This is a genomic window from Eubacterium sp. ER2, assembly GCF_000765215.1.
Lineage (GTDB): Bacteria > Bacillota > Clostridia > Lachnospirales > Lachnospiraceae > Claveliimonas > Claveliimonas intestinigallinarum.
The window spans coordinates 1-8908 of sequence record NZ_JPJE01000046.1 but is presented as its reverse complement, the minus strand read 5'-3'; the positions used below and the strand labels follow the sequence as shown (position 1 = coordinate 8908).

Annotated in this window: 8 protein-coding genes and 1 pseudogene; 8 read left to right on the top strand and 1 reads right to left on the bottom strand. The window is 53.1% G+C overall.

Going from position 1 to position 8908, the window contains the following annotated elements:
• From NI21_RS16825 to mobQ, 7 genes and pseudogenes are all read left to right on the top strand, one after another.
• A pseudogene (locus NI21_RS16825) lies at positions 1-102 on the top strand (type IV secretory system conjugative DNA transfer family protein); the annotation flags it as partial.
• Positions 103-151: 49 nt separating this feature from the next.
• Positions 152-2512, top strand: a complete 2361-nt coding sequence (locus NI21_RS0114275; protein ID WP_033126882.1) for a recombinase family protein — start codon at positions 152-154, stop codon at positions 2510-2512.
• The gene (locus NI21_RS0114270) at positions 2509-2835 is read left to right on the top strand and encodes a TnpV protein (RefSeq protein WP_033126881.1); all 327 of its coding nucleotides are present in this window, start codon (positions 2509-2511) and stop codon (positions 2833-2835) included. Before NI21_RS0114275 ends, NI21_RS0114270 begins: the two co-directional genes overlap by 4 nt.
• A gap of 171 nt (positions 2836-3006) precedes the next feature.
• Positions 3007-3303, top strand: a complete 297-nt coding sequence (locus tag NI21_RS0114265; protein WP_005930687.1) for a hypothetical protein — start codon at positions 3007-3009, stop codon at positions 3301-3303.
• Positions 3304-3488: 185 nt separating this feature from the next.
• The gene (locus NI21_RS0114260) at positions 3489-4322 is read left to right on the top strand and encodes a methyltransferase domain-containing protein (RefSeq protein ID WP_016147289.1); all 834 of its coding nucleotides are present in this window, start codon (positions 3489-3491) and stop codon (positions 4320-4322) included.
• A gap of 131 nt (positions 4323-4453) precedes the next feature.
• Positions 4454-4750, top strand: coding sequence for a DUF3847 domain-containing protein (locus NI21_RS0114255; protein WP_016147288.1), 297 nt, complete (start codon positions 4454-4456; stop codon positions 4748-4750).
• A 241-nt stretch (positions 4751-4991) separates the two neighbouring features.
• Positions 4992-6503, top strand: coding sequence for a MobQ family relaxase (gene mobQ, locus NI21_RS0114250; protein WP_033126884.1), 1512 nt, complete (start codon positions 4992-4994; stop codon positions 6501-6503).
• A gap of 63 nt (positions 6504-6566) precedes the next feature.
• Here mobQ and NI21_RS16925 read toward each other — a convergent pair whose 3' ends face one another.
• Positions 6567-6728: a hypothetical protein gene (locus NI21_RS16925; RefSeq protein ID WP_197052633.1), complete on the bottom strand. Its 162-nt coding sequence runs from the start codon at positions 6726-6728 to the stop codon at positions 6567-6569.
• A 92-nt stretch (positions 6729-6820) separates the two neighbouring features.
• Here NI21_RS16925 and NI21_RS0114245 point away from each other — a divergent pair, with 92 nt between their 5' ends.
• On the top strand, positions 6821-8722 hold the full coding sequence (locus tag NI21_RS0114245) for an AAA family ATPase (protein ID WP_033126883.1): 1902 nt from the start codon (positions 6821-6823) through the stop codon (positions 8720-8722).
• Positions 8723-8908 lie beyond the last annotated feature (186 nt).

Below are 8908 nucleotides of genomic sequence, written 5' to 3'. Positions count from 1 at the left end.
GTGATCGGTGGCTCCGGTTCCGGCAAGACCCGCTTCTGGCTGAAACCGAACCTGATGCAGATGCACAGCTCCTATGTGGTGACAGACCCAAATGGTAATTTACAATAAGGATAAAGGGAGCGCGAACCCTCAAGAAAGGAGGTTACACCCCATGAAGAAACAGCCGGACAAGGGAAAAATCACAGCCCTGTACGAGCGTCTTTCCCATGACGATGAGCGAGCCGGGGAAAGCGTGTCGATAGAAAACCAAAAGCGTATTTTGGAGGACTACGCCCAAAAGAACGGCTTTACGAATATCCGGCACTTCACCGATGACGGAGTGCGGGGAACTACTTTCAAGCGTCCAGGGCTGGACGCTATGCTGGAAGAAATCCGGGCGGGAAATGTGGCTACAGTCATTATCAAAGACCAAAGCAGGATTGGCCGTGATGTTGTCGAAGTGGGGCTTTTGAAGCGCACCTTTGACGAGTACCATGTACGCTTTATTGCGGCGAATGACAACCTTGATACCGCCAACGGCTTTGATATAATGTCAATTTTCCGAGATGTGATAAACGAGTGGTATGTTGCCGACACCAGCCGGAAAATCAAGACCGTTTTCAAGTCGAGAATGGAAAAGGGCTTGCGCTGCTCCGGCAGCGTCAGCTATGGCTACCTTGCGTCCAAGGAGAACAAGGGCGAGTGGGTAATCGACGAGGAAGCCGCAGCCGTTGTGCGCCGTATCTTCCACAGCGTTGTTGCCGGGGAGAGTATCGCCAGCATAGCAAGGGCACTCCGCGCCGAGAAAATCCCTATCCCGTCCGAGCATTGGAAGCGGATAGGCGCACCCGTCCGGGCGGTGAAGTACACAGACCCCTACGCATGGTCAACAACAACTATCAGCTATATCCTCAAACGCCCGGAGTACACGGGGCGCAAGGTTTTAGGGAAAACCGTCTGCGAGAACTACAAGACCAAAAGCACCCGCAAGACCGCGCCGGAGGAACAGTATATTTTTGACGGGGAGATACCCGCCATTGTAGACGAGGAAACATGGAACACCGTCCAGCGGCTTATGGGGACAAAACGCCGCGCCCCCAAGCGGCAGAACACCTCAAACCGCCTGACCGGGCTTCTCTACTGCGCCGACTGCGGCGCGAAGCTGACCCACCGCAGCAGCCTTGTGCAAGGCAAGTATCTGGACGACGCTTTTGTATGTTCCAGCTACCGCCAGCTTACCCGCGACTGTACCATGCACTATATCCCCACCGCGAAAATGGAAGCCGCCATTCTTGCCGCAATCCAGCGCGTGAGCTGGTATGTGCGGCACAATGAAGCGGAGTTTATCGAGCGTGTGCGGGAAGCGTCCGACCAGCACCAAGAGAACGCTGTCAAGGAGTACCGGCAGAAAGTGAGCAAGGCACAGCGGCGGTGTAAGGAGCTGGACGGCCTTGTAAAGAAGCTATACGAGGGCAACGCCACAGGCAAGATACCCGATAAGCACTTTACCCGTCTGCTTGCCGAGTACGATGAGGAACAGGCCGAACTGGAAGCCGCTATCGCACAATGGCAGGAAGCAATCGAGAGCTGGAACGCCGACAGGCTGAAAACAGATAAGTTTATCGAGCTTGTGAGCCGCTACACTGATTTTTCCGAATTGACAACGCCCATGCTTAACGAGTTTATCGAAAAAGTCGTTGTCCATGAGGGCGAGGGACGCGGGAACAGCCGCCGTCAGCGGATAGATATTTACCTCAACTTCATCGGCGCGTTTGAAGTCCCCGCCCATATCGTTACCCCAATGGAAGTCGAGGAACAACGCCGCCAGCAGGAGGAACAGGCCGCAAAGGAAGCCCATTCAAAGGAGCTTGCCAAGGCGCGGGAAGAAAAGCGCAAGGCAGAGAAACGGGAGTTTACCGCGAGGAAGAAAGCGGGCTTGCTGACCCCGGAGGAACAGGCGGCAGACGAAGCGCGGTTAGCCCATAACCGGGCATGGCAAAAGGAATGGCGGGAGAAGCGGAAAGCCGCCGAGCCGCCCAAGCCACCGAAGCCAAAATCCTTAAAGGAGCTTGCCACGCTGCAAAAGGCCGGAGCCGACCTCACGCCGGAGGAAGCAGAGCGTCTTGCCGCCTACCGGGAGAGGAAAAACCGCCAGCACAAGGCATGGTATGAGCGGCAGAAAGTGGCACAGCCGCCCAAGCCCCGGACGATGAAAGAGCTTGCCGCCGCGCAGGACGCAGGCCAGCCACTCACGCCAGAGGAAGCGGAACGCCTTGAAGCCAGCCGGAGCCGGAAGAAGAACGCATACCAAGAACTGAAAGCCCAAGCGGAAACCGACCCCGCCGCAGCCGCCGAGCTTGCAAGGCGGCGGGCATACCATAGTGAAGCTACCAAGAAATCCCGTCAGAAGATGTACGAGGAAGCCGCAGCCGGAAATCCCGAAGCCCAAGCCCGGTATGAAAACTTCCTTGCTGCAAAGCGGGAGAACTACCACAAAAAGAAGCAGGACGAGAAAGGAGAACAAATCGCATGAGAAGATTGATTGACAATGGGAACCGCCCTATTACCCCGAAGCCCCATATCGGTCACTATGGGCGGCTGCGGAAAGCCTATCTGGAACAATACCGCCACCGCCTTTATACTGCCCTTGTAGCCAGCGAGAAGCTATATCCCCACCTTGCGGAAACAGACCAGGCGGCGCGGGATATGCTGGACTACCTCATGCCCCGCCTTGCCAGAGAAGCGGGAGCCACCGAAGCCCTTAAAGCCGCCGACCCGATGAAATGGGTAGGTTTGATGAACAATTGCAAGGCGAGAGCCGAGGAAATCGTAATGCATGAGCTAATCTATGTTTAACGGTCAAGAGCCGGAAAAATCGGAAATCTTGCGATAACAGCCGCCCCGACGATACATTCCCCGTCCGGGCGGTTTTTATCGTCAAAAACGCCGTTTTCTCCAAGTCAAGAGCCGGAGAAAACACCCGAAAAATGCCCCTATTGCGTAACAGGGGCGCAGAAAGGAGAGTTTATGCGAACAGGGCTTCCCAAGCAAAAAAAGACCACAGACATCTGGTTTGATGAGAAAGACCCGTTGATCCATATCCGTACCCACAACACCGACTTGAAGAAGCGGCTTGCCGCCTATGCCGAGCAGCACCCCGATGTGTGCCGCCAGACCGACGCAGACCCGGAAACGGGCTGCATGGAGTTTGACATTGAGAAAGGCCGCTTCTCTTTCCGTCTGACCGCCCCATACAGCGAGGAACGGCGGGAAGCGGCGCGGCGGTACGCCAGAGAGAGCAACGCCGCCGACAGGCTGAAATAGAGTGGAAATGTTCATAGTTTTGTGCTATACTTTTTCTAAAAGCAGAGTAATACTGCGGAATTGATTGGAGGACAACACAATGGTTACATTTATGAGATTAAGATAAAACCGCGAGTTATGTTGCGGTTATCCGTACTGCATAACTCGCTTATTGAAGCAGAGATGTAATTACGGAGGAAAAACAAATGAATAATAATTTATCACGCTTTGCAGACAGCAAGGTTTATTTTCAATGCCCAATTTGCACAAAATCAATGGATATACAAGGCAATAGCCTAATTTGTAGACATGGACATTGCTTTGATATTTCAAGATATGGGTATGTAAATTTGTTGTTAAAATCATCGCCCAAAACCAACTACAGCAAGCGGTCTTTTGACAACCGGCACCAAATTTTGGAGTATGGCATGTATGATGTTGTGTTGGAGAAAATCATACAGTTTATTTCTGATACGCCATCTATAAGAAACATTTTAGATGTTGGTTGCGGCGAGGGTTTCTATGCAAGGCAGATACAGCAAAGAACAGAACGAAACATCTTTGCTTTTGACTTGTCAAGGGAGGCAATACAGATTGCATCAAAAAAAGACAAGCGCAAAGCAGTGAAGTGGTTTGTTACTGACTTATCAAAAATCCCTTTGAAAGACGGAAGTATGGATTGTATTTTAGACATATTTTCGCCTGCACACTACAAAGAATTTCAGCGATTGCTATCTCCTAACGGATATGTTGTGAAAGTAATTCCTACGAAAAATCATTTGAGGGAAATCAGGACTAAAGTGCAAGCACACTTGAAAAATCCAGATTATTCAAATGAGTCTGTCGTTGAATATTTTGAGAAATATCTTAAAACCATTTCAAGAGAAACGGTTTCAGCCACCGTACAGTTGTCATCAGAACAAAGAATGTCGTTTATTGAAATGACGCCGCTTCTCTTTTGCGTTGAAAAAGATTGCGTTGATTGGTGTACTCTCACACATTTGACAATCGAAGCTGATGTTTTAATAGGAATGTATTAAAGGGCGTATTGATATTTAATATTCCCATTTATTGAGCAGAACGGAGTAAACCAAACACCCTAATCAAAAGGACAGCCGAGGAAATCGACTGTCCTTTTTCTATGCCGACAGGTAGAAAGGAGTGACCACCCATGACGAAACCGAGAGAAAAAAACCGCGAGGAATTGCAAGCCGAGATTGAGGACGGGAAGAAGAAAATCCGGCAGCTTGAAAATCGGGAAAAGGTGTTGCGGCAAAAGTTATCCCAAGAGGAACGCAGGACGCGCAGCCATCGGCTGATCGTCCGGGGTGCGGTCTTTGAGAGCATTGTGCCAGAAGCCAAGACCATGACCGACGAGGAAGCCGCCGCCTTTCTCCGGCTTGCCTTGACGAGCGAGGAAGCGCGGGCTTATCTGAAAAAACGCACCAAGGGCGGGAAAAGCGAATAATCCCTTTGGCACAAAGGGCGCACTTATACACCCTTACGGGTGCGTGCGCTCTGCCGAGGGCTTGTCGGCACAGAGAGAAAGCCGCTTGCTTCCCTCTCTGACCGACATTGGCGGCTTTGCCGCAACAAGGGGCTGCACCCCTTGCGCCGCTTACGCGGCTATCCCTGCACACCCACAAAAACGGCACACCCGCCTTTGGCGTCTGTGCCATTTTTGCGGGTTTTGTTATCCTATCCGGGAGGTGATACCCATAGCCATTTACCATTGTAATATCAGCATTGTCAGCCGGGGCAAGGGCAAATCAGCCGTTGCCGCAGCCGCCTACCGAAGCGGAGAAAAGCTGACAAACGAGTGGGACGGAATGACCCACGACTACACCCGCAAAGGCGGTGTTGTCCATACAGAAATCATGCTGCCGCCCCACGCCCCGCCCTCTTTCTCTGACCGTTCAACCTTGTGGAACAGCGTGGAACTTTACGAGAAAGCCGGGAACGCCCAGCTTGCCAGAGAGATTGACGCGGCACTCCCCATAGAGTTATCCAGAGAGGAACAGATCCGGCTTGTCCGGGAATACTGTTCCTCTCAATTTGTTTCCAGAGGAATGTGCGTGGATTTTGCCATTCACGACACCGGCAAGGGCAATCCCCATTGTCACATCATGCTTACCATGCGCCCCCTTGACGAGCGCGGCGCATGGGCGGCGAAGTCCCAAAAGGAATATGACCTTGATGAAAACGGCGAACGCATACGCTTACCAAGCGGCAGATACAAGACACACAAAGTTGACCTCACAGGCTGGAACGACAAGGGCAACGCACTTTTATGGCGTAAGGCATGGGCGGATATTTCAAACGCCTACCTTGAACGCGCCGGAACCCCGGAGCGTATCGACCACCGCAGCAACGCCGAGCGCGGCATTGACGAGCTGCCCACCGTCCACATGGGCGTAGCGGCCTGCCAAATGGAGAAGAAAGGCATAGCCACCGAGAAAGGCGAGCTGAACCGGAATATCCAAAAGGCAAACCGCCTTATCCGGGAAATCCGGGCGCAGGTTGGGAAGCTCAAAGAATGGATTGGCGAACTGTTCAAGGCGCGGGAAACCGCCCCGGAGCAGCCCCCGCAATCCCCCGGCCTTGCAAATCTGCTGATGAAGTATTTAAGCGTTCAGAGAGAAAAGAGCCGGAAGTATTCGCAGCGTTGGCAGCAACAGCACACAGCCGACGAACTGAAAACCGTAGCGGCGGCGGTCAACTACCTTTCCGAGCATGGTATCTCTACCCTTGACGAGCTGGACGCAGCCCTTTCCTCTGTCAGCGAACAGGCCGACGCTATCCGGGCGGGCATGAAAACCGCCGAGAAGCGCATGAAAGAACTGCAAAAGCTGATTGAATACGGGAGGAACTACACAGAGTACAAGCCCATTCACGACGAGCTGAAAAAGCTGAAAAATGGCTGGACGAGCAAGCGCGACAAGTACGAGGAAGCCCACCGCGCCGAGCTTACCCTATGGAATGCAGCGAGCCGCTATCTCCATGCAAGTCTGCCGAAAGGGACAAAGCCCCCCTTGCCTATTTCTGAATGGGAAAAAGAGTATGCCACCCTCAGCGGGCAGAGAACAGCGGAATATACCAAGCTGAAAGAAACCCGCGCCGAGGTTGCCGAGCTGCACAATATCCGCAAGTGCGTTGATATTGCATTGAAAGCCGACCAGCCGGAGCAGACCCGCGCCAAGCGGCACGAACAGGAGCGATAAGGAAAAGGACGGGCAAGCTGTCCGGCTTGTCCGTCCTATTAACTCCCCGATAAATGGAAATTGCTACTTTGCTTTACGATAAAAAGCGATACAGACAAGTGCTAAAACCATCGGAATAACAGCATATCCCGCATTTACATTACCTGCATTATATAGAACATATCCAGCCCCAACGAAAGTCAAAACGATAAATAACACACTCAATGCAAGCATTATGTTTTTCATTGAATACCCCCCTTTTTTCAAATCACTATTTGTCGATTTCATTGTACTGGAAAACTATGAACAATTCAACCGCAGAAAGCGAGGTATCAATCATGTATTACACCCAAGAACAGATAGACCGAGCGAACCAAGCCGACCTTGTTTCTTTCCTGCAATCACAGGGCGAGCAGCTTATCCGCGCCGGGAATGAATACCGCTGGAAACGGCACGACAGCTTGACCGTCCGGGGAAACAAATGGTACAGGCACAGCCAGAGCAAGGGCGGCGGCCCCGTTGATTTTGTCATGGAGTTTTTCGGCAAGAGCTTTACCGAAGCCGTGGAACTTCTCACAGGAGAAAAGGGAGCCGTATCACCGCCGGACAGACCTTGCCCCGCATCCCTATCCGACTTCCGGCTACCGCCCCCAAACAACGACAACAGAATAGCGAGGAACTACCTCACAGCAGCCCGCCGCATTGATGATGATGTGACGAGCTTTTTCTTTGCCCGCGGCGATATTTACGAGGACGCAGCCCACCACAACGCCGTATTTGTGGGGCGGGACGAGGACGGAATACCGCGCTACGCCCACAGCAAGGGAACGGCGGGAAACTTCCGGCTTGATGTGAAAGGCAGCGACAAAGCCTTTAATTTCTGCTACCGGGGCGAGGGCGACAGGCTTTTTGTCTTTGAAGCCCCCGTTGACCTGCTCTCTTTCCTCTGCCTGTTCAAAAAGGCGTGGCAGAAGCAGAGCTATTTGTCATTGGGCGGCGTGGGAGAAAAAGCCCTGTTGCGTTTCCTCTCTGACCGTCCGAACATCAAGACCGTTTACCTATGCCTTGACAGCGACCAAGCCGGAAGCGACGCTTGCAGCCGCCTTGCGGAGCTTGTGCCGGAGGGATATACCGTCCACCGCCTTGTGCCGCTGTTTAAGGACTGGAACGAGGTATTGCAGCACCGGGCAGAAATCACAGACGGGAAGTATATCCGGGAAGCGGTTTACGGCCTGAAAGAGCCGCCGCAGGAAGAAACCGTCGAGATTATCCGCATGAGCGAGGTTGACACACAGACCGTTGAATGGCTATGGGAGCCGTATATCCCCTTTGGGAAAGTAACCATTGTGCAAGGCAACCCCGGCGAGGGCAAGACCACCTTTGCCCTACGCCTTGCCGCCGCCTGCACCACTGGGGGAACGCTGCCGGGAATGAAGCCCCTGCCGCCATTCCAAGTGATTTACCAGACCGCCGAGGACGGGCTGGGCGATACCGTCAAGCCCCGCTTGATAGAAGCCGAAGCCGACCTTGACCGCGTGCTTGTGATTGATGAAGCCAAGCGGGAGCTTACCCTCTCCGACGAGCGCATAGAAAAGGCAATCACGCAGAACGGGGCGCGGTTGATTATCCTTGACCCCATACAGGCGTACATGGGCGAAAAGACCGACATGAACAGGGCAAATGAAGTGCGCCCCATGTTCCGCCGCCTTGCCGATGTTGCCGAGCGTACCGGGTGTGCTGTTATCCTTATCGGACACTTGAACAAAGCCGCCGGAGGACAGAGCGCATACCGGGGCTTAGGTTCTATTGACTTCCGCGCCGCAGCAAGGAGCGTCCTGCTGATCGGGCGCGTGAAGCGGGAGCCGAATGTGCGCGTTATCGTCCATGACAAATCTTCCCTTGCGCCGGAGGGCAAGCCCGTTGCCTTTTGCCTTGACCCGGAAACAGGCTTTTCATGGATAGGCGAATATGACATAACCGCCGACGAGCTGCTATCCGGCGCGGGCGGGAACACCGCCACCAAGACCGAGCAAGCCGAGAAGCTGATACTTGACCTGCTTGCAGACGGGAAAGAACTTGCCAGCGAGGACATTGTAAAGGCCGCAGCCGAAGCCGGAATATCCGAGAGGACGGTACAGAACGCCAAGCGCAACATGGGCGGTATTTTAGGCGCAAGGCGTGTCGGCGGTCAATGGTATAACTTCATCAAGAAGAAGCAGCCACCCGAACCCGCAAGCTGAAAGTGCAAAACGCAGACCCTTTGCACTTTGCACTTTCGCACTTTCACAAGAATTTGCGTCAATAACTCAAAAAAGCACTTGACAAAACGCTTCATGGGGCACCCATGAGGACATCGCACCCTACATCGACCCGGTGTTCCAGAACAATGTGATTCTGACTAAAACCGAGAGCCTGACCATGAACAG